This is a genomic window from Paenibacillus sp. FSL H7-0350 (genome assembly GCF_038593195.1).
Lineage (GTDB): Bacteria > Bacillota > Bacilli > Paenibacillales > Paenibacillaceae > Paenibacillus_AQ.
The window spans coordinates 2,072,756-2,092,605 of record NZ_CP151972.1 but is presented as its reverse complement, the minus strand read 5'-3'; the positions used below and the strand labels follow the sequence as shown (position 1 = coordinate 2,092,605).

Below are 19,850 nucleotides of genomic sequence, written 5' to 3'. Positions count from 1 at the left end.
GGAGTGCACACCTATGATTAAAGCGTCGCTCGGCGAACGTATCTTCGATATCTGCAATTCTATTATTATGGTTCTTATGATTATTCTTACACTCTATCCTATGCTATATATCTTGTTCTCCTCCTTAAGCAATGGGAACCGGCTGGTCTCCTTCAACGGCATCCTGCTGTGGCCGCAAGGCTTCTCGCTGGCAGCTTACAAGGCGGTGCTGAACAACCCCGTAATTCTGACCGGCTTCAAGAATACACTGTTCATCCTGGCGGTAGGACTTGTCATTAATATGACGCTTACTGCCCTGGGTGCCTATTTCCTGTCCAGAGAAGGGGTTATGCTGCAAAAGCCGATTATGTTCTTCATCGTATTCACTATGTTCTTCCAGGGAGGACTGGTGCCATTCTACCTGATCGTGAAGTCCTACGGCCTGCTCGACAGCTTGTGGGCGTTGATTCTGCCAACGGCGGTGAGTACGTTCAACTTAATCATTATGCGCACTTATTTCATGGCGATACCGAAGGAACTGGAGGAGTCCGCCTTCCTGGACGGTGCAGGCCATTTCACCATTCTGTTCCGCATCTTTATTCCGCTGTCCATGCCGGTGGTTGCGGTGCTGATTCTGTATTACGGCGTAGGCCACTGGAACAGCTGGTTCAACGCCATGCTTTTCCTGCGTGACCAGAGCCTGTTCCCGATCCAGCTCGTGGTCCGAAACATCATTCTTGAGAATGATAATGCCAGTATGCTGGGGACTACAACACTGCTCCATAGCCGTGATGTGACCGAAACGCTGAAATATGCGGCAATTATCGTAAGCACAGCGCCGATCCTGCTGCTGTATCCGTTCCTGCAGAAGTATTTCGTCAAGGGCGTAATGGTTGGCGCATTGAAGGGATGAGGCATGAAGTCATTCAGGAAGCTTAGCTGTAGTGAGGATAAGGAGGACGTATAGCCATGAGTCTAAAAAGGAAACTCAGCAACGGCTGGCAATTCAGCAAGCAGCCGCTTCATTCGGAGCTTGCCAAGGTGGCCGCAGATGCGGACTGGATTGCTGTTACGCTGCCGCATGATTGGCTGATCTATGATACCCGCAACCTCTACGAGAATGGAGAGGGCTGGTACCGCACCCGCCTCCGGTTCGATGCAGTGCCGGTGAATGAGCTTGTGTTCCTGCGTTTCGAGGGAGTGTATATGAACTCGACACTATATGTGAACGGACAGGTAGCGGGGGAGTGGAAATATGGTTACTCTACCTTTGAATTCGAGATAACTCCGCACCTGGTCGCCGGAGAGAATGAAATCTATATGCGCGTGATCCACGAATCGCCCAATTCCCGCTGGTACTCCGGTGCCGGAATTTACCGGCCCGTCTGGCTAAAGACGGTGCCGAAGACGCATATCGCCGCTGACGGGCTGTATATTGCAGCCAGGACAACGGAAGGTCAGGCCTGGACTGTAGATGTGGATGCTGAGCTGCATACCGCTGAAGCTGCGGGCTCAGGGACGAAGATGAAGCTGCGGCATAGCATTCTGGATGCAGCAGGAACCTTAGTTGCCGGGCAAGTTACTGAGGTGACGGTGCAGGGTGAATTAACCGTACATACCCACAGCCGCCTGACTGTTGACCAGCCCTTGCTATGGGATATTTCAAGTCCCAATCTCTACTGGCTGCAGACCGAACTGCTGGTTGAGGATGAAGTGATCGAAGTGGAGAGGGAGAGGTTCGGCTTCCGGACCCTGGAGCTGGACAGTAACGTGGGCTTCTCCCTCAACGGGCGTCATGTCAAAATATATGGAGTCTGCCAGCATCATGACCTGGGCGCTCTGGGGGCTGCAGTGAACAGAGCGGCGCTGCGCCGCCAGCTCGTCCTGCTGCAGGAGATGGGAGTCAACGCCATCCGTACCGCGCATAATATGCCGGCGGTAGAGCTTATGGAGCTGGCCGACGAAATGGGCCTGCTGATTGTGACGGAAGCCTTCGATATGTGGGAGCGCAGCAAAACGCCTTATGACTATGCACGGTTCTATCCGCAGTGGTGGAAGCGCGATATCGCCAGCTGGGTGCGGCGGGACCGCAATCGTCCAAGTCTGCTGATGTGGAGTATCGGCAATGAGATATACGATACCCATGCAGACAGCCGCGGCCAGGAGCTCACCCGGGAGCTGCAGGAGGAAGTGCTGATTCATGATCCGCGGGGCAATGCCTTCGTTACCATCGGCTCGAACTATATGCCTTGGAAGAATGCGCAGAAATGCGCGGATATCGTCAAGGTGGCAGGCTACAACTATGCGGAGAAATATTATGAGCAGCATCACAAGGAGCATCCGGACTGGATCATCTACGGCAGTGAGACCTGCTCGACAGTGCAGAGCCGGGGAGTCTATCATTTCCCGCTGGCTCAATCTGTGCTTGCCGATGATGACCAGCAGTGCTCATCGTTAGGGAACAGCTCTACCAGCTGGGGCGCCAAAAGCACGGAGGCCTGTATCACCGCAGACCGGGATGCATCCTTCTCGCTGGGACAATTTCTGTGGACGGGCTTTGACTATATCGGGGAGCCTACCCCGTATCACACCAAGAACTCATATTTCGGACAGCTGGATACCGCCGGCTTCCCTAAGGATTCCTATTATATCTATCAGGCGGAATGGACAGATTACCGTACGCATCCGATGATTCATATCTTCCCGTACTGGGATTTCTCGCAGGGCCAGCTGATAGATGTGCGTGTATGTTCGAATGCTCCGCGCATCGAGCTGTTCTTGAATGAAGTCTCGCAGGGCAGCGTGGATATCGACCATGCTCATGGACACAAGCTGCTTGGCGAATGGCAGCTGCCTTATGCGGACGGTGTCCTGCGGGCGGTGGCTTATGATGGGAAGGGGGAGGTCGTTGCTGTAGAGCAAATTTCCTCGTTCGGAGATGCGGCTTCGCTTGTCCTTGCTCCCGACAAGCAAGTAATTACAGCAGACGGTACGGACCTTAACTTCGTAACGATCAGCACTCTGGATCAGGAGGGACGTCCGGTAGCGAATGCCAATAACCGCGTTCACCTCAGTATGGAGGGTCCCGGACGATTGATCGGTCTGGATAACGGGGACAGCACGGACTATGATTCTTACCAGGACGTAAGCCGCCGCCTATTCAGCGGCAAGCTGCTGGCAGTGATTGCCGGAACACTGGAGGCCGGAACGATTACGCTGCGTGCGGCTTCGGCGGGTCTGGCTTCAACTGAGCTTACGCTGCAATCGGTGCTTCCGGCAGCGGGAACGAACGCTGAAGATGAGCTGTACCTGTATGCACATTATCCGCTGGAGGCGGATGCGTCCTCCGGTCATCCGGAGAGCGGCAGCGAAGAGGAGATCCCGGTCCGCAAGCTGGAGATCGTCTGCCCCGGGGGTAATATTCTGACGCCTGATCGCCCGTCGCTTCCAGTCCGTGTTAAGCTTCATCCTCAGGGGGCCACTTGGCAGGATGTCGAGTGGCGGATTACGAATGCCGCCGGAATTGATGCCAATATCGCCACTCTTGAGACGAACGGCCATGAAGCCGTAATCACGGCCTTAGGTGACGGAGAGGTATACATCCGCTGCGGGACAGCCAATGGCGCTGACGGGATTCGGCTCTATTCGCAGATGGAATTCAAGCTTACGGGCTTCGGGCAGGCTTATCTGAATCCCTATGAGTTTGTTTCATCAGGATTTAACAGCAGCCACAGCCGGAATCTGACCAACGGCAATGAGCGGGGGGTTGCCACCGCCCGCGAAGGGGAGAGCCTGATCTGCTTCGAACGGATCGACTTCGGCGGATATGGGGCCGATGAGATTATTCTGCCGATCTTCTCGCTGGATGATCAGGAATTTCCGGTAGAGATATGGGAAGGCGTGCCCGGGCAGCCCGGTGCCGTGCGGCTCACAACCGTGACTTACCAGAAGCCTTCCCTCTGGAATGTCTACCAGGAGGAACGGTATACGCTGCCCAGACGGCTGACGGGGATTACCTCGCTGTTCTTCGTTCTGCGCAAGAAGATTCATTTGAAGGGCTTCACGTTTGTCAGCAAGACCAAGGCGTTCGAGCGTCTGGATGCACTGGCCAACACTGCAGTCTACGGCGATACCTTCACCATAACGGAGGAGGCCGTCGAGGGCATCGGCAACAATGTGTCGCTTATATTTGCCGGAATGGACTTCGGCGCAACGGAATGCTCACGGATCCTCATCTGCGGACGCTCAGCGCTTGCGAACAATACAATGCAAATTCTGTTCAGCGGTCCTGCCGGTGAATCGAAGCAGCTGATTGAATTTGCCGGCAGCGCCAGCTATATGGAGCGTGAATTCACGTTGGAGCCGCCGGTAAGCGGCAGCCAGACCGTCACCTTCCTGTTCCTGCCGGGCAGCCGGTTTGACTTCAAGTGGTTCCGGTTCCTGCCCTCTGTCTAGCCATCAGGGATATCCCGAACAGCCATCATCCGGTGTTTGAGATTTCCCTTTTTGTTTATGGCGGTCAGACGCCAGAATATCCTTGATCATGTTAGCGTTCTTCTTATCTGCGATTAGAATGCCTTCGGGACCGGCTATGGCGACTATACCGGAGACCCCAATGACATGCAGCGGCACCTCCAGCTCATTAATAAGGTGACTGTCCCCGCATTCTCCCCATAGCCCGCCTACTCCAATGACCTGTGATGGCAGCTTGGCCGTCAGCGTATCCCAGCTTCCCAGGTCGGACCATTCCCCTTCATGCCTTACGACAACAGCTTTGGTGCTGCGTTCTGCCACTTCCTTGTCGAAGCTGCGGACCGGAAGTCCTGGATACTGCGCGGTCAATGCTGCGAATTCCACAGGCAGCCCCAGCCTCTCCAGATGCTCCAGCAGGAAGCTCAGCCGCGAAGCGAACACCCCGCAATTCCATAAGGCCTTCTCCCGCATCAGCTCCAGGGCTTTAACCTTATCCGGCTTCTCTGCAAAAGATAACACCTGAGCATACCCGCCAGAGTCTTCCTGTGCCGGGACGATATAGCCGTATTGCTCCGAGGGATAAGAAGGCCTCGTTCCAAGCAGGAGGAGTTCGGCCTCAGAATCGGCCAGAAGTGCCTCGAATTGATGGAACTGGCGGAAGAAATCATCATCTGCGTACATGTCGGCCGGAGCGATACAGATGATGTCCTCCGGCTGTGCCTTTCCGGCTGCAAGCAAGTGCAGCGCCCCAAACGCGGCAGCAGTGAAGGTCCCGCGCTTGCACGGCTCTCCGATTACCGGATAATTGCTTCCGGTATACCGCTGGGTAAGGGCCACCTGCTCCTGATGGGCCACGAGCAACAGGGATTCATCCAGTCCGGCCTGACCGAGCTGACGGCATACCCGCCCGATCATGGATTCTGTGCCCCCGTCCGGTGCAGGCAGCAGCGGCAGGAACATCTTGGAGCGGATGCTGCCGGACAGGGGCCACAGCCGCTGGCCGGAGCCGCCGCACAGAAGAATAGTATGCATCAATATCTTGCCTCCTTAAGGCTTGCCCGGAGTGGAGTATCCCTTGCGCTGATGGAAAGAGAGCGAACGGTAAGTCCCGGCGTACTTGCGGATTTGCGCCTCAGTCAGCGAGCCCGCCGGGGTCTTCAGCGCTTTATTATTGGCATTTTTGAGCAGCACAGAGGTGCGATTGGTGCTGTACACGTAGTTGGCATAGGTCTCGAATTCAGAGAAGCCGAACTGCCGCTTCTTGTCGATGGAGTGCAGAATAGCCGCATGCCAGGACATGCCGTGACGGGCTTCAATTTTTCTTTTGAGACTGGCCAGCTTCGCGGACTCAAACAGCATGTAGTGGGTCACGAACGACTTGGGCGAAGGCGCAGGTACACCGAGCAGCTTGCGGTAGGTGCGGAAATACTCCGGCTGGCTCCAGCTGCGGCAATAGAAGATGCTTTTCCCGCCGGAGCGGAAGCGATGGGGACGGATGAGCATCGTATCTGCATCAATGACCAGGAAGTATTTCTCGCGGCATACCTGATCCCCATTCATCTTGAGCAGCTGCTGATACAGCCAGCCAGACCGGTTCCAGCGGGAGGAGGAATAACGGATTGCTTTTTTGGTGAATGGGAGGACGGTGGTTTCATTGACAAAGACGCAAGCTTTCCGGGAGCACAGCTGTCTGATTCTACTATTCTCCGGCGAGATAATATAGATATTACTGATAGGGTGCTGGACATAACGGCGAAGACTATCAATCACATAAGGGAGGGTGGCGAGGTCCTTTTCGATAGCAGGAATCAGGATGTCGATCGGTGGAGCGCTTGAGGTTACACTTACGGCAGGAAAGGACATGGATTCATCTCCATACACATATTGACATTTGAACGTCTTCACTAGGGTATGCCTGCGCAGCTGTGGTGGAGAGGGCAATTATCCTGCACTAAGTTAATCTTTTCATACGGGGCAAATGATATATTCCATGGCATCTCTACCGGCATAGGATGCAGTGAATATGTTTTTTTATGTAAAAATGGAGCGGAGTCTCCCAGCCCGGACAGGAGAGTGCATAAGTGACAGCCAAACAAGTTCATTCAGGACTGAGCAAATGGTATAAGACACAACTGCTGCTTAAGAACGAGACAATCAAGGGGTTCATCCCCGATACCCGGAGATTTAACAGGCGTAATCTGGAGCAGATGATGCACAGCTATGGAATGATCTATATCAAGCCGGAACGGGGAACGTATGGCATGGGCGTGATCCGCGCAGAGCGGAAGGACCGGCAGGGATATATCTATCAGTATGAGGAGACCGTGCGCCGGTTCGCTACGTTTGATGCTTTTCACCACAGTCTGGCGGCAAGAATCGGCAAGAGGAGCTATCTGCTGCAAAAAGGTATCCACCTGCTGAAGCATCACGGGCGCCGCTTCGATATCCGGGTGATGGTGCAGCTCAGTCCCAAGGGCGTATGGGAAGCTACCGGGATTATCGGGCGGCTCGGGCACCCGCGCAAAATTGTGACCAATTACCACAGCGGCGGCAAACCGACCGCAGTGGAGCATTTGCTCTCCACCCATCTGTCTGCGCAGCAGCTTGTGCAGCTTAAGGGGGACATGAACCGGCTGGGCACACGCATAGCGCAGCAGTTGAAGAAGACTTATCCGCACCACCGGCAGTTCGGTGTAGATGTCGGACTAGACCACTCACTGAAGCCGTGGATTATTGAAGTAAATATGAATCCTGATCCATACATTTTTAATCAGCTGAAGGATAAATCCATGTACCGCAGAGTAATGCGTTACCGGCGTTTGGGCTTGACCAAATAATACGATATGCCAAAGGAAGGCCTGCCAAGCTAAGGAAGGCCTTTCTTTGAAATATAAAAATGTATAGGGTTCACGCTATACATTATCTTTCTATTTCTCGCCGAAACGGTACCGTCCTTTGAAAGGACGGCAAAGCCGTTTCCACTTGGCATAAGTCTGCTGTGCACCCTCACTCCCGCATAGCTAAATCCCGCTGTCTTATAGTAAAATAAGATGAATTTAATGACATAGAAGTTATTGTATGCTAGACAGAGGTTAGGCCTCACGTCCGGCGGGCAATAATGAGCGGAAAAGGTGGATGGACAAGAAAATGAGAAAAAGTGTTGTGTTTAAAGCGGTTTCATGTTACTTTATAGTCAATAAAAACGTTTTTATCAAAAAGGAACATTGATATGGCTAAGATAACGATCAAGGATGTCGCACGGGAAGCCGGGGTCTCCATCTCGACGGTCTCCAACGCCCTGAATGATGTAGATGTGCTGAGCCCGGAGACCAAAGCCCATATTCTGAAGGTGGCCCAGCGCCTGAATTACGTTCCGAATCTGAACGGCAAGCTGCTGAAATCGGGGACCACGAAGATGCTGGGATTCTTCACGACAAGTGTGTCCGGTCCGTACTTCTACAAGCTGGTAGAATCCATGTCCCGTCAGTGCGACCGCATGGGCTATGGCCTGAATGTATTCGTCACCAAGGACAAACAAGTTATTATGAGCAATATCCTCGGACGGCGGGTGGATGGCGTCATTATCTATGAGGAGCTGGGCATTGACGAACAGGACATTGCCGCTATGAAGAAAGACAAGATTAAGGCGGTGTTTCTGGACCGGGTGCTGGAGGATGAAGGGATGGGCAGCATTATCTTTGATTCCTACGAATCAGGCTATGAGGCTACGAAGTATTTAATCAGCCTGGGGCATAAGCGGATTGCCTATATCTCCGGCGTGGATACGATGTTCGACAGCGTGCAGCGGAAGGAAGGCTATCTGGCCGCGCTGCGTGAATACCAGCTTCCGGTGGAGGAGGATTTTATCCTTCAGGGGTATTTTGAAGAGGATAGCACCTATAATGCCGTGAAGTCTTACCTCCGTCTGCATCCCGCGAGAGTCCCTGACGCCTTCCTGGCCGGCAATGATATCAGTGCAATGGGCTGTATTCAAGCGCTCAAGAGCTACGGTTATGAAGTGCCGCAGGATGTCAGCGTGATGGGCTTCGATGATATTGATATCGCCCCTTATTATTCGCCGCCGCTCACGACGGTAAGGAATCAGATTGCAAGACAGGGCATGCTGGCGATTGATCATCTGGTCCGCATGATTCAAGACAAGGAGCAGGGAGCAGCACAGAAGCTGCAGGGCGAGCTTGTCGTAAGAGGCTCAAGTCATGTGAAGCTGGAGCGGAAGGACCGCAGATAGAGGGCAGCTTGTGAAACTGATTTTACAGGAGGGGGATTTTTTGCGCCAAAATAAAAACGTTTTTATTGCCTTGAGCACCAATTTGAGCACCATCCGGATATCTCAATGGAGAGGGGGACAAGATCATGAATAAAACATCAGCGTCTGCTGCATCAGCTTCCATCCCGCCAGCGATCCCGCCGTCCGCCAAGAAGCCCATGGGGCAGCGGATCAAGGATTTTGTAACCGATTACAAAAGGCAGTGGGAGATTCAGTCGATGGTGCTGCCGGGCATTATTTTTATGATTATTTTCTGCTACATACCCATCTACGGGCTAACGATTGCTTTTAAGAATTACACGGTCATCGATACCTTATCCACTGCACCCTGGGTGGGGCTGGACAACTTCAGGATTATTCTGTCGGACGAATATTTCTGGGATGCGGTCGTCAATACGCTGGGCATCAGCTTCCTGAAGCTTGGGATCGGGTTCATCATTCCGATTATTCTCGCCATTATGATCTATGAGCTGAACATGGGCCGCTTCAAAAAATTCGTCCAGACGATCTCCTATCTGCCGCATTTCCTGTCGTGGATCGTACTGGGCGGGATGCTGATCACCTGGTTCTCTACGTCCGGCTTGTTCAATGAGCTGCTGTTGAATCTCGGGCTGATCTCGAAGCCGTCCAACATCCTGCTGGATGCAGGCAAGTACTGGTGGATTGCCACACTGTCGGATATCTGGAAGGAAGCCGGATGGGGCACGATTCTGTATCTGGCCATTATGGCTAAAATTGACCCCACTTACTACGAAGCGGCCCGGATTGATGGAGCTGGCCGGCTGCGTCAGATATGGAATATCACCCTTCCGAACATGAAGGCGATCATCAGCCTGAATCTGATTTTGACGGTAAGCGGCTTACTCGGCTCGAATCTGGATCAGACGCTGGTCTTGATGAACTCGCAGAACCGGGCCAAGGCTGAAGTCATCAATTCCTATGTCTACCGGATGGGGATGACGCAGGGCGATTTCTCTTATGCTACGGCTGTCGGCCTCGGTGTCTCCATTGTGTCGGTAATCCTGCTGCTTATGGCCAACAAGGTCACCAGTAAATTGAACGATAATCAATCCGTGTTGTAGAGGGGGCGCTAGAGTGAATCGGAAGGTCATACGGGAAGGTCTCGACAGCCGGATCTTTGATGCGGTGAATAAGATGCTGTTGATCTGCTTCATGGTTATTATCCTCGTTCCCTTATGGAACGTAATTATTTCTTCCCTTAGTTCAGGCAGGGCGCTTGCCGAGGGCGGATTCATCTTCTGGTCCAAAGAATTCTCGCTGGAGAATTACCGGGCGGTCTTCAATGACAGCACGATCGGTCAATCCTTCGTTGTCTCGGTCGCCAAGACGTTCCTCGGGGTAATCACTCACGTGTTCTTTTGCGCAATGATCGGCTACGGTCTCAGCAAAAGATACATCCGCGGCCGCAAGCTGTATGTGGCGATGGGCGTGATCACAATGTTTTTCTCCGGTGGAATGATTCCGACGTATCTGCTTATCAAATCGCTCGGGCTGCTGAACAGCTTCTGGGTGTATATTATCCCAGCCTTATTCAGCTATTACGATGTGGTGATTCTGATGAACTTTTTCCGGAACGTGCCGGATTCGCTGGAAGAGTCGGCCAAGATTGACGGCGCAGGCGACTGGCATATTTTCCTCAAAATCTTCATCCCGCTGTCCATGCCCGCGATGGCAACCATCGCCCTGTTCAACGGGGTGGGACAATGGAACGACTTCATGACCACGAAGCTGTATATCACCGATCAGGCGCTCTACCCGCTGCAGATGAAGCTGTATGAGATTATAGTGCAGTCGCAGACCCAGTCCATGCAGAATATCGGCGGCTCCGTCGTCATTGAGACCACCACCAAAGGGGTTCAGCTGGCAACTATTGTCATTACCACACTGCCGATTGTTGCGATGTATCCCATTCTTCAGCGGTACTTCATCTCCGGCATGATGCTGGGAGCGGTCAAGGAGTAGAAGAGGTTCAATACATTATAGGAGGTCACGAATATGATCAAGATGACAAAAGTTCTCGGCACAAAAACGCTTAAACCCGCGCTGCTCCTGATGGCAGCTATGCTGGTAGCGGCAGGCTGCAGCTCAGGCGGCGGCAACACTAAGGCGGTAGAGGTGTCCCTGGACAACCGGTATACGGTAGACCCCGAGACTCCGGCCTGGCAGCTGGATAAGAAGAGCGAGACTACGGACTTAACCTGGTATGTGAACGCGGACTGGTGGAATACAGACTTCGGCAAGGATGTAGTCACCAAGAAGATCAAAGAGGATCTGAACATCAACATCAAGTTCATTACCGGGGACGATACGAAGCTGAATACGTTCTTCGCGGGCGGCGATATGCCGGATCTGTTGACGATCTTCGACTCCAATTCCCCGGTTGTGCAAAAGGCCGCGACCTGGGCGCTTCCGCTCAATGAGCTGGCGGAGAAGTATGATCCGTATTTCAACAAGGTGGCCGCTGCCGACACGCTGAACTGGTTCCAGCTGAAGGACGGCAAAACCTACGGTTATCCGAACTATTCCAATACACAAGCGGATTATGACAGCGGTAATATTCCGGCGAAGACGGCTTTTGTCATCCGCAAGGATGTGTATGAAGCGCTGGGCAGCCCTGACTTCGGGACCCCGGAGGCCTTCAGGAAGTCTATGAGCGAGATTAAGGCCAAGTTCCCGGACATGATCCCCTTCGGGTTCAATGCCATCGGGGAAGGGACCGGTTCACTCGGGGATGCGCTGCAGGATTTCATCGGCGTTCCGCTGGAGACAGAGGACGGCAAGTTCTACAACCGCAATCTGGATGAGGATTATCTGACCTGGCTGCGGACGCTGAATGCCGTGTACAGAGATGGGGCGATCAGTGATGATAGCTTCGCGGATGACGGAACCGGCTTTGAGGAAAAGGTAAAGTCCGGCAAATATGCGGCCATGCTGCTCGATGGTACGCCACAGCAGGGCGGCAATCTGCAGATTTTCATGAGCGCCAATCCCGGTAAGGAGTATATGGCTGTTGACGGGCCGCAGAGCACCGTAGGTCATCAGCCGACATTGAATCAATCCGGGATTACCGGCTGGATGATCAATTATATCACCAAGAACTGCAAGGACCCGGCCAAAGCGATTCAGATCTTCACCTATCTGTTGAGCGAAGAAGGGCAGAAGCTGATGAACTACGGGATTGAAGGCGTAACTTATAAATCCAACCCGGACGGTACGGTTGAGCTGCTGCCGGAAGTGAAGGACCTGCAGCTTAATAATGCGGATAAGTTCAAGAAGGACTACCGCATGGGCGAATTCATGTTCTTCGGACATGACCGCCACAAAGCGCTGAGCAAGGACGCGTTCCCAGAGTCGATTAAGCAGATGCAGGAATGGGGCAAAGGCAAGCTGAAGCCGCATTTCATCCTGGAGAATATTAACCCTGATCAGGGGACGCCGGAGGCCCGTGGCCAGACGGCCATTAATACGAACTGGAACACCACGCTGGTCAGCATGATCCGTGCCAAGGACGAGGCTACTTTTGACAGTACGCTGGCCGATCATGAAGCATTCCTCGACAAGAACAACTGGAGCAAGATTGTTGAGGTTCGCAGCGAGAAGATGAAGGCCAACAAGGAAAAGCTGGGCATTAAGTAAGCAAGGTGCAGGGGGAAGGCCCGCTTAAGTAACAGGATGGAGGGAAAGAATATGCGTGAAATTATCATATACCGGTCCAGCGGGGAGAACAGCCTGTTCGTGAAGCAGCCTGCTGCGGCGTTGCCGCAGGCTCCTGCTGGCAGAGTTACGGTTACTGTAGACATTGATGCAAGTAAGACCTATCAGGAGATGGATGGCTTCGGGGCTTCCTTCACTGATTCGTCCGCCTACCTGATTCATCAGGTGCTTGACGCCGGGCAGCGGACAGAGGTTATGCAGAAGCTGTTCGATCCGCAGGAGGGCATCGGCCTGTCCTTCCTGCGGAATCCCATGGGGGCCTCGGATTATGCAAGAACGGTCTATAGTTATAACGACCTGCCTGAAGGCGGGAGCGATCCGGAGTTAGCCGGATTCTCCATCGCCCACGATGAAGCGGACATCATTCCTCTGGTGCAGGAGGCATGGAGGCTGAATCCTGAGCTGAAGCTGATGGCCTCCCCCTGGAGTGCGCCGGGATGGATGAAGACTAGCGGCTCGATGATCGCCGGGCGGCTGAAGCCGGAGTATTACGGAGTCTATGCGGATTATTTTGTCCGCTATATTCAGGCCTATGCCGCTCATGGCTTACCTATCTATGCTGTTACTGTGCAGAACGAGCCGCTCTATGAGCCGCAGCATTATCCCAGTATGCTGATGCTGCCGGAGGAGCAGCGGGAGTTCATCCGCGACTATCTGAAGCCTGCCTTCCGGCAGCACGGGCTGGCCGCCAAAATCTTCTGCTACGACCATAACTGGGACCGGCCGGATTATCCGCTGTCTGTGCTGGAGGAAGCCGCAGCAGATGTCGACGGCGTAGCCTGGCACTGGTATGGCGGTGCGGCGTCCGCGCAGTCGGAGGTGCTGTCGGCTTACCCGGATCATGAGGTCCATTTCACCGAAGGCTCCGGCGGGGAATGGATTCCTCCGTTCGAGGAGGCCTTCTCCAATGTGATGCGCACGGGAATTGAGATTCTGCGGAATCACAGCAAGTCATTCGTGCTATGGAATATGGCCTTGGATGAGCAGAACGGCCCTACGGTGCCCGGCTTCGGCGAGAGCACCTGCCGCGGGGTAGTGACGGTCAACCAGCAGACCCGGGAGCTGACTTATACCCTGGACTACTATGCACTGGCACATTTCAGTAAAGTAATCCGCCCGGGGGCAGTGCGCCTAGAATCTGTCGCCAGCCATGAACCGGTGCGCTCCGTAGCCTTCCGCAACCGCGACGGGTCCATCGCAGTCGTCCTGTTCAACGACGGGGAGACGCCGGAGACCGTGGCTGTGCGGCTGGAGGGGAAAGAATTACTGACCTTTGATATCGCTGCGAAGGGTGCGGTTTCAGTGAGGGCGGGCAGGTAAGAGGGAGTGGAAATATAGGCTGGACGAAGACTTAGGCTGCCGGGATTTTCCCGGGCAGCCTAAGTCTTTTTGACGAGGAGTAGTGCGATGGTACATGGGCGGAATGTATGCGGAAAAGCGAACACATTCGGCGCTGCATGGGTACGCGGGCCAATTGTAATCGGAAAACCGATTACAATGCGCTGTCGCGGGGCATGTGGACCGAATGTAATCGGAAAACCGATTACAATGAGCACACTGGGGTACGTGGGCCAAATGCATGTGAAAAACTGAACATAATAAATGTAGCGTATCCATGTTGCGCATGGTTAATGCCGAACGCTGTGGAGTTGCCCGGAAGGGGCCTGCCAACTCTATAATCTTTTATCAAAATATCTTAAGGCTGCTAGTTCGATAGCATCCCGCATAAAGAGTATAAGCAGTAAATAGGTTAGTAAATTGCTAATAGACATTGTAAATTGAATGTCGGTGAATAGGGTGACAATTAATCCGATACAAACTACCAGATTGAGTAAGTTATTGTAGTGCATTGCTGCATTATTGGCCTTACTCTGGACCAATTTCCACCGTTCATCATTTTTATATTTCGTTATTTTTACAGCCTTGAAGAGTTGTAGGGAAATAGTGCATACCACTACAAACACTATTACTATAATCATTACGATTTGGTAAATCATTCTTCTTCCTCCCCTGGTATAAATACTTGATCAATGGATACATTGAACGCCTTCGCTATATTGAAAGCCAGCTCCAGCGATGGGGTATATTTATATTTCTCAATGGATATTACGGCTTGCCGGGAAATTCCGACCTGCTCTGCCAGATCGGCTTGTGTCCAGTTTCGTTCAGCTCTCAACACCTTAATGCGATTTCGGATCAATGTAACGGACTCCTTTCTTAATGTAATCAACCAGTTACATTATTAGTGTAATCAACCCGTTACATTTTGTCAATAAAAGGATGATGTTCCTCCTACTAAACCTGTCGACAAAGATAAAGGGATGTTTCGCTGTAGCCATTGAAATGGCTGCGGAACATCCCTTTTTTTGGTGCAGAGAATTAGTCGTACGAGTTTGTCTGATAAGCTTACTTAGCACCCTTGCTGCCAAAAATCTCAACGATCTCATCCAGCAGCCGGTCTAGGGTAATCGGGTCATCGAAGTTATATTTGCTGTCGAAGGTGTATACACGGCCTTCCTTAACGGCAGGAATCGCTTTCCATAAACCGCTGTCCATAAGTGCGTTCTGTCTCGCAACTGTTTTGCTGCTGGTGTCGGTAAGGAGGAACATATGCTTTCCGATATACTGTGGCAGCACCTCGTCGGATATGGTTACGAACCGTTCGTCGGCATCGACAAGCTTCTGTACGCCTTCTGCCGGCTTGAAGCCAAGTTGTCCGTACAACGTTTCGTTCAGACCTTTACTGCCCATAATGTACAGCTCCGAGCCAAGCACAAGCAGGGAGGTGGCTGTATCGCCTTCGGTCAGGTTGAGCTGCTTCTTCACGGAGGCAACCTTCGTCTTATAATCATTGAACCAGCGGTCCGCAGCTTCCGTGCGGCCGAACAAGTCAGCGAGTTGCCGGACACGCTCCTCCGTCGGGAAGGTGCCGTCAAGGCCCACCACCACGGTTGGCGCGATTTTACTTAACGCTTCAATCCCGGTCTCGTCCCAATCGTCGAAGATAATCAGGTCCGGGGATAAGGCCAGAATCTTCTCAGCAGAGAACGGATAACCGATGTCCTCAATCCCTTCGAGCAGATCGGGGTAAGCCACCTGAGTACCGATGACGCTTAGCGAAGCACCTGCAGGCTTAATGCCTAGTGCAAGCAAGTCACCCGGATTACTGCCTACATACACAATCTTCTGGGGCTGGGTTGGAATTTCAACCTCCCGTTTCTTGTAATCGGTATACATCCGTGTTGCAGCAGCGGCTCCCGTGACAGCCGCCTTGCTGGCCTCAGGCGCTGTGGTTGCCTGACTTGTGGCGGCGGCTGTAGGAACTGACGCAGTAGTTGTATTATCTGGCTTGCCGCAGGAAGCCAGGATCAAGGTGAAGAGAAGCAGTGTTAACGGGAGTACTAATTTTTTGAGGCTTGGCATGTGCAATGCTCCTTAAGAGAGTATGTATTTTAATGATTATGATAATCATTATCACTTAATTATGATAGAGACGAATAGCTGCGTTGTCAATCCTTAAGCTGCTTTTAGCTCATTTGGAAAAATAACTGAAGGCTGTTTTCTGCTGATGAGAAGCACCCGACGCAATAAAATGATAGAATAATAGTCATAGTCTTATACAGGGAGTGAATTTCTTATGAAAAAGATTGCTGCCGGAGTCATTGCCGGAGCGATACTGATGGTGGGTGCGCAGGCGCTGGGCGCTTCTGCAACACTGGTAGGAAAGGCCATTCAGGCGGAGTATACGATAAATGTGTATGGGAAGAAGCTGGCCGATCCGGCTATTGTTATTGACGGCAAGAGCTATGCGCCCGTGCGCGCCATCGGCGAACTGGCCGGATTCCAAGTGACAGTGAAGGGTAAAACGATCAGTCTGGACGATAAAGGGCGGGCGGCTCCTCCTTTGTCTGACGAGAGAAGCTCGCTGGTTGGTCCTGTGCCGGTTAGCCCCCCTGATCCTGCCATAACTGCGGCCAAGAGTAAAATTGATATTATTGACGACAAAATCGATACCGTGGTTACTAACATCCTGACCACCAGCAGCCTGTTGAAAACGAGTCCCGGCAATGCCGAGCTCAAGCAGAAGCTGGAACAGTACAAGGAAGAGTACGCCGACCTGCTGAAGCAAAAGGACCAGGAACTGCAGAAATGAATAAGTTGCCCCGTAGCCATGAGTGACGTTGATTATGGACTGCGGGGCTTTTTGCTCAGAAATACATGTTCTAGCTAGCACGCTCAGCCGCCGAATTGTCACCCTTATTTAAGGAAAGTCTGTGGACCAGCGGCGGCAGAGCGAAAGCGTAATATACACTAACCAGCAGCGTACATACCGCCAGAAGATAGTGCAGCCAAGTGATGGATACAATAGCCGGAAAAGCAAAGGCAACCAGCCCAAGCGCCAGCGAATGGCCGAGCATCATAATGGGCTCAATTAGAGCATTAACACGCCCCATATTCCTCGGGATGACCAGCTCCGGCAGCCAGCTGCCGATAGCGATATTCACAGGAGCAATGCAGAAGCCTTCTATGAGAACGAGCGGAAGATAGACCCAGACGCTATTCGCCGAGCCCAGCGCAACAATGAGCAGGCTGGACAGCAGCAGTCCGGTGATCAGCACCCGGCTCCGTGTGAACCGGCGGATCAGCGGGGAGGCTGCCAGGCTTCCGGCCAGATACCCGATGCCCAGGCACAGATTAATGAGAGAGGCATGAAGCATGTAGGAACCGGGACTGAGCTTGTATTTCATTGTAAAAATAGGGAGAACCGCAAACACCCCATTGACGATCCCGAAGAACAGGAAGCCGGAGATGAGCGTCAGGAGCAGCCTGTGACTGAGGATATAACGAAGACCTTCCAGGAAATCCCCGATGAGCCGGGGAAAACGGATATCCCTCAGAGCGTGGTGACCGCCGGGCATCCGTACATCCTCATGGAACCGGCAGCTTAGAATGAGCAGTCCGGAGAGGAGGAAGCTGATGCCGTCGATTAGAATGGCACCCTCAATTCCAAGGAAGCGGTAGGCGAATGCGCCAAGGCTCATGCCGAACAGCATGAACAGTCCCATAATCATCTGGTTCAGGCCAACAGCCTGCACATATTGCTCCTGGCCGATGCTACCCTGCAGCAATCCCATCTCGGCAGGACCGAAGAACTTCGCTACGGCACTGCGCAGGAAGAGCAACAGGAAGCATAAGGTCAACAGCTCGAAATGTAAGGCAACGAGGAGCAGCAGAGTTAATCCCGCCCTGATCCAATCGCTGTATACAGCGATACGGGCGCGGTCAAGCAGATCGGCGATAACCCCTACCAGCCAGAACACGGCCAGGGTAGGCAGAGAATACATCAGTTCAGCAGTTGCCGCCAGCGCCGGACGGGTACTGAAGTGATCGACCAGATAGTAGGCAAAGGCCATATTTCCGACCACTGTTCCGAGCTGGGAAGCAAAGTTGGCCAAGAACAGCCTGGTGAAGACAGGGTTGCGAAAAAGCGCAGACATAAGTTGCCTCCTATTCCAGAGCCGGACGGGGCCCGGGGTTCAGCAGCTGCTTCAGATAATCTAGCAGCGCTTCGATCTGCAATTCCGTATGGGCAAGCTCGGCTCCTACAGCCAGGGTATGCGTTGCTATCCCTTCCTGATAAGAAGCTGTAATTCTTGCAATCTGGTCGAGTGGCAGCACAGGGCTGAATTCCCCGCGTTCCACTCCTGTGCGAAGCAGTGCTTCTAAGCGAGAAAGACCTGTCTCGTAGCGTTTCAACAGGAGGCTTCGCCGCTGCTTATCCCTTGAGCCGCCAAGAAAATACTCATAGAAGGCCGGCAGAAAGCTTCCGCCCGGCATCTGCATTAGGTCAGCCTGCTGATCGGCATACATCTGCCGGATAACATTCCAGATCATAGGTTGTCTAGCTGCCAGTTCTTCCAGGTAAGCCTCATGCTCTATGTCCTGCTGATCCAGCAGCGCCTCGAAGATTTCCGCCTTGGTTTGAAAATACAGATAGATCCAGCCGCGGCTCATCCCGGTTTCATCCAGGATATCCTTGAAGGTAGCGGCTTCATAGCCTTTGGCGGTGAACACCAGCTTCGCAGCATTCAGGATTTTGGAGCGCCTTTCTTCCTTCTGCTGATCGGAGATTCTCGGTGACATTCGGATTCCTCCTTGTTTATAATGACACGTGCGTCATTTTTATTATAATGACACGGTTGTCATTTTTCAAGCGGTAGTTTGACTCAGATATCAATAATTAGCTATAAGAAGCTATACAGGTTTTTATAACACGTGTTATACTTCCCTTGAGGTGCTGAAAAGTATGAGTAAAAAAAGAGTGACCAGCTTCGATGTAGCTAAACGGGCGGGCGTGTCCCGCAGCGTAGTCTCTGCGGTGCTTAATGATACGCCTGGCATTGGTGTTGGAGCCGATACGCGTGAGGCTGTGCTGGAAGCCATCCGTGAGCTGAATTATCATGTGGATGCTGGAGCACGCAGCATGAAGACGGGAAGAAGCATGACACTTGCCGCTTATGGGGATACGCGCCATCCGCTGTTCATCCGGCTGCTGGAAGGGATGCAGCGGGAGTGTGAGCTGGGCGGGTATCACATCCTGCTCTGTTCTCCGCGCCCCAAGGGGAATGCGGGCGGCAGGGCCGAGCTGCTAGAATTGTATCACCAGCGGAAGATTGACGGGATAGTCACCCTGGACCACACCAGCTACAAGGATGAGGAGTGGGCGTCCCTTGTCAGCGCTGCCGGAGTCCCCTACGTCTCCGTGGAAGGGTATGCGGAAGTGCCGGGTGTATGTTCTGTACTGGCTGATTATTCAGGCAGTGTGGAGACCGCAATGAATTATTTGATGCGGAAAGGCACGGCACAGCAGCCGGGGCCGGTCTACGCCGAGGTATATCATGCGCTTGACACGGATAACTGGGCGGAACGGAACCGCCGGGAGGCCTACACAAGCTGGTGTACATCGCGTGGGATGGAGCCGGTAATCATTCGTTTGGAGGAGCATGGCGGCGAGTGGGCTGATTGTCTCCAGAGGCTTGCGGCGGTCAGCGGTCAGCCGTCTGCGCCGCTCCTGGTTAACTGGTCGAGCGCGATCCCCGATCTGTATCGGGCTGCTCATAAGCTGGGCCTGCGGATCGGCGAAGACCTGCGTATTATGGCAGCAGACAACACGATTCAAGGCGACCGGCTCAGCCTGCCCTCCTTAAGCTGCGTAGAGATCCCCTATGTGAGTATGGGGGAAGAGGCCGTACGCTGCCTGCTCGCGCAGATGAGCGGAGGGAGTGCAGCAGGGCAGGCCGAGAAAATCTGGCTCCCGGCCGTGTTGAAGGCGGGGGAAAGCGCATAAATGGTGGTGCAAGTAAAACTAAAGTGT

The 19,850-nt window shown here is 53.0% G+C and carries 16 protein-coding genes; 10 read left to right on the top strand and 6 right to left on the bottom strand.

The window, feature by feature from the left end:
* Nucleotides 1–13 precede the first annotated feature (13 nt).
* Nucleotides 14–892 (top strand): carbohydrate ABC transporter permease, encoded by an 879-nt coding sequence (locus NYE24_RS09820; RefSeq protein ID WP_342478553.1) that lies wholly within the window; start codon nucleotides 14–16, stop codon nucleotides 890–892.
* A 56-nt stretch (nucleotides 893–948) separates the two neighbouring features.
* Entirely contained in the window at nucleotides 949–4,434 is a 3,486-nt protein-coding gene (locus NYE24_RS09815) for a glycoside hydrolase family 2 TIM barrel-domain containing protein (protein WP_342478552.1), read from the top strand.
* A gap of 3 nt (nucleotides 4,435–4,437) precedes the next feature.
* Here the strand turns inward: NYE24_RS09815 and NYE24_RS09810 are convergent, their stop codons facing one another.
* Together NYE24_RS09810 and NYE24_RS09805 are read right to left on the bottom strand one after the other, a co-directional pair.
* Nucleotides 4,438–5,484 carry a sugar phosphate nucleotidyltransferase gene (locus NYE24_RS09810; RefSeq protein ID WP_051493882.1) on the bottom strand — a complete coding sequence of 349 codons (1,047 nt, stop codon included), beginning with the start codon at nucleotides 5,482–5,484 and terminating at the stop codon, nucleotides 4,438–4,440.
* A 15-nt stretch (nucleotides 5,485–5,499) separates the two neighbouring features.
* On the bottom strand, nucleotides 5,500–6,315 hold the full coding sequence (locus NYE24_RS09805; protein WP_342478551.1) for a DUF6492 family protein: 816 nt from the start codon (nucleotides 6,313–6,315) through the stop codon (nucleotides 5,500–5,502).
* 218 nt (nucleotides 6,316–6,533) lie between these two features.
* Between NYE24_RS09805 and NYE24_RS09800 the strand changes: the two genes are divergently transcribed.
* From NYE24_RS09800 to NYE24_RS09775, 6 genes are all read left to right on the top strand, one after another.
* Nucleotides 6,534–7,289: a YheC/YheD family protein gene (locus NYE24_RS09800; RefSeq protein ID WP_036698591.1), complete on the top strand. Its 756-nt coding sequence runs from the start codon at nucleotides 6,534–6,536 to the stop codon at nucleotides 7,287–7,289.
* Nucleotides 7,290–7,681: 392 nt separating this feature from the next.
* Complete coding sequence (locus NYE24_RS09795; protein ID WP_036698589.1) at nucleotides 7,682–8,701, top strand: LacI family DNA-binding transcriptional regulator; 1,020 nt, start codon at nucleotides 7,682–7,684, stop codon at nucleotides 8,699–8,701.
* Between the two features lie 125 nt (nucleotides 8,702–8,826).
* On the top strand, nucleotides 8,827–9,822 hold the full coding sequence (locus NYE24_RS09790) for an ABC transporter permease subunit (protein ID WP_051493881.1): 996 nt from the start codon (nucleotides 8,827–8,829) through the stop codon (nucleotides 9,820–9,822).
* Nucleotides 9,823–9,895: 73 nt separating this feature from the next.
* On the top strand, nucleotides 9,896–10,723 hold the full coding sequence (locus NYE24_RS09785) for a carbohydrate ABC transporter permease (RefSeq protein ID WP_143804221.1): 828 nt from the start codon (nucleotides 9,896–9,898) through the stop codon (nucleotides 10,721–10,723).
* Nucleotides 10,724–10,756: 33 nt separating this feature from the next.
* Entirely contained in the window at nucleotides 10,757–12,397 is a 1,641-nt protein-coding gene (locus NYE24_RS09780) for a sugar ABC transporter substrate-binding protein (RefSeq protein WP_341026044.1), read from the top strand.
* Between the two features lie 51 nt (nucleotides 12,398–12,448).
* Nucleotides 12,449–13,795, top strand: a complete 1,347-nt coding sequence (locus NYE24_RS09775; RefSeq protein ID WP_342478550.1) for a glycoside hydrolase family 30 beta sandwich domain-containing protein — start codon at nucleotides 12,449–12,451, stop codon at nucleotides 13,793–13,795.
* Between the two features lie 673 nt (nucleotides 13,796–14,468).
* On the opposite strand, the gene NYE24_RS09770 is transcribed toward NYE24_RS09775, so the two are convergent.
* Both NYE24_RS09770 and NYE24_RS09765 read right to left on the bottom strand, forming a co-directional pair.
* On the bottom strand, nucleotides 14,469–14,675 hold the full coding sequence (locus NYE24_RS09770) for a helix-turn-helix transcriptional regulator (protein ID WP_036698582.1): 207 nt from the start codon (nucleotides 14,673–14,675) through the stop codon (nucleotides 14,469–14,471).
* Nucleotides 14,676–14,881: 206 nt separating this feature from the next.
* The gene (locus NYE24_RS09765; protein WP_342478549.1) at nucleotides 14,882–15,898 is read right to left on the bottom strand and encodes an ABC transporter substrate-binding protein; all 1,017 of its coding nucleotides are present in this window, start codon (nucleotides 15,896–15,898) and stop codon (nucleotides 14,882–14,884) included.
* A gap of 214 nt (nucleotides 15,899–16,112) precedes the next feature.
* Here NYE24_RS09765 and NYE24_RS09760 point away from each other — a divergent pair, with 214 nt between their 5' ends.
* The gene (locus tag NYE24_RS09760; protein WP_036698579.1) at nucleotides 16,113–16,628 is read left to right on the top strand and encodes a hypothetical protein; all 516 of its coding nucleotides are present in this window, start codon (nucleotides 16,113–16,115) and stop codon (nucleotides 16,626–16,628) included.
* A gap of 70 nt (nucleotides 16,629–16,698) precedes the next feature.
* Here the strand turns inward: NYE24_RS09760 and NYE24_RS09755 are convergent, their stop codons facing one another.
* Nucleotides 16,699–17,973 (bottom strand): MFS transporter, encoded by a 1,275-nt coding sequence (locus NYE24_RS09755; RefSeq protein WP_342478548.1) that lies wholly within the window; start codon nucleotides 17,971–17,973, stop codon nucleotides 16,699–16,701.
* Nucleotides 17,974–17,983: 10 nt separating this feature from the next.
* Complete coding sequence (locus tag NYE24_RS09750; RefSeq protein WP_076154470.1) at nucleotides 17,984–18,619, bottom strand: TetR family transcriptional regulator; 636 nt, start codon at nucleotides 18,617–18,619, stop codon at nucleotides 17,984–17,986.
* Between the two features lie 163 nt (nucleotides 18,620–18,782).
* Here NYE24_RS09750 and NYE24_RS09745 point away from each other — a divergent pair, with 163 nt between their 5' ends.
* Entirely contained in the window at nucleotides 18,783–19,823 is a 1,041-nt protein-coding gene (locus tag NYE24_RS09745; RefSeq protein ID WP_341026038.1) for a LacI family DNA-binding transcriptional regulator, read from the top strand.
* The last annotated feature ends 27 nt before the right edge of the window (nucleotides 19,824–19,850 follow it).

Excerpts from the sequence above, each read along its gene's own strand:
- NYE24_RS09765 (WP_342478549.1), bottom strand. The coding sequence starts at position 15,898 with ATGCCAAGCCTCAAAAAATTAGTACTCCCGTTAACACTGCTTCTCTTC.
- NYE24_RS09820 (WP_342478553.1), top strand. The coding sequence starts at position 14 with ATGATTAAAGCGTCGCTCGGCGAACGTATCTTCGATATCTGCAATTCT.
- NYE24_RS09785 (WP_143804221.1), top strand. The coding sequence starts at position 9,896 with ATGCTGTTGATCTGCTTCATGGTTATTATCCTCGTTCCCTTATGGAAC.
- NYE24_RS09815 (WP_342478552.1), top strand. The coding sequence starts at position 949 with ATGAGTCTAAAAAGGAAACTCAGCAACGGCTGGCAATTCAGCAAGCAG.
- NYE24_RS09760 (WP_036698579.1), top strand. The coding sequence starts at position 16,113 with ATGAAAAAGATTGCTGCCGGAGTCATTGCCGGAGCGATACTGATGGTG.
- NYE24_RS09775 (WP_342478550.1), top strand. The coding sequence starts at position 12,449 with ATGCGTGAAATTATCATATACCGGTCCAGCGGGGAGAACAGCCTGTTC.
- NYE24_RS09780 (WP_341026044.1), top strand. The coding sequence starts at position 10,757 with ATGATCAAGATGACAAAAGTTCTCGGCACAAAAACGCTTAAACCCGCG.
- NYE24_RS09755 (WP_342478548.1), bottom strand. The coding sequence starts at position 17,973 with ATGTCTGCGCTTTTTCGCAACCCTGTCTTCACCAGGCTGTTCTTGGCC.
- NYE24_RS09795 (WP_036698589.1), top strand. The coding sequence starts at position 7,682 with ATGGCTAAGATAACGATCAAGGATGTCGCACGGGAAGCCGGGGTCTCC.
- NYE24_RS09750 (WP_076154470.1), bottom strand. The coding sequence starts at position 18,619 with ATGTCACCGAGAATCTCCGATCAGCAGAAGGAAGAAAGGCGCTCCAAA.
- NYE24_RS09810 (WP_051493882.1), bottom strand. The coding sequence starts at position 5,484 with ATGCATACTATTCTTCTGTGCGGCGGCTCCGGCCAGCGGCTGTGGCCC.
- NYE24_RS09745 (WP_341026038.1), top strand. The coding sequence starts at position 18,783 with ATGAGTAAAAAAAGAGTGACCAGCTTCGATGTAGCTAAACGGGCGGGC.
- NYE24_RS09805 (WP_342478551.1), bottom strand. The coding sequence starts at position 6,315 with ATGTCCTTTCCTGCCGTAAGTGTAACCTCAAGCGCTCCACCGATCGAC.
- NYE24_RS09790 (WP_051493881.1), top strand. The coding sequence starts at position 8,827 with ATGAATAAAACATCAGCGTCTGCTGCATCAGCTTCCATCCCGCCAGCG.